Genomic DNA, 761 nt, shown 5'->3' on the forward strand with positions numbered 1-761 from the left:
GGCGCCGGCGGCGAACGTCACCAGCGTGGAAAGAACCACCCTGATCGTGAACGAGTTCTCATCGATTTGAAGGGTGCCGTCCGCGCCCCAGAACCTTGCGCCCCAGCTCATGCGTTCAGGTCTCCAAGCTGCACCCGCTTCACATCACTACCGTCGTACACCTTGATAGCCCGGTTGGTGATCACCATGCGGCCTTCCCCGCTGACGGTGGCGTTGAGCTCAAACGTGTTGTCACTCACCCCGAGGCGCCAACCTGCCTGACCAGCAACGTAGTTTGAGGACTGGATGTAATCGCCGATCTTCGCGCTGGTGATCGTGCCGTCGGCGATGAACGCCTGGTTGATGTACACCTGCCCGTTCTGGATCACGAAGGGCGTGAAGACCGTCCCCCCGGCGGTGGTGCCGACGACGGCGAACCGGTCTGCCGATACCAGGAACTGGCTTTGCAGGCCCGCGCCCGTGTTCTCGATCCCCAGCCCGATCCCGGCCGCCACGTACTGCCCGTTGGCATTAAGCTGCATCTTCACCGACCACATGGTCGAAAGTGTGCCGTCGATATTGGCCTGGGCAGTGGCCACGGTCTGAATAGCAGCGGTGTTCTGTGCGGCCGCGTTGCTGTTGCTCGCCACCGATACCTGTAACGTTTCGGTGGTCTGCACCAACGCCTCGTTCTGGTTCGCCCGCACCACTACCTCTTTCGAGTAGGCGGCCTGGGTAGCCCACATGTTCAGCGCGTCCTGCAGATCCCCTTCCCCGTCGTC

General features: G+C 62.2%; 1 protein-coding gene. It reads right to left on the reverse strand.

The annotated features are described in order from the left end of the window. Positions 1-107: 107 nt before the first annotated feature. On the reverse strand, positions 108-761 hold a 654-nt coding region (locus HAQ05_RS27920; protein ID WP_190427625.1), incomplete at its 5' end, for a DUF1983 domain-containing protein.

This window comes from Pseudomonas typographi, from assembly GCF_014694385.1.
Lineage (GTDB): Bacteria > Pseudomonadota > Gammaproteobacteria > Pseudomonadales > Pseudomonadaceae > Aquipseudomonas > Aquipseudomonas typographi.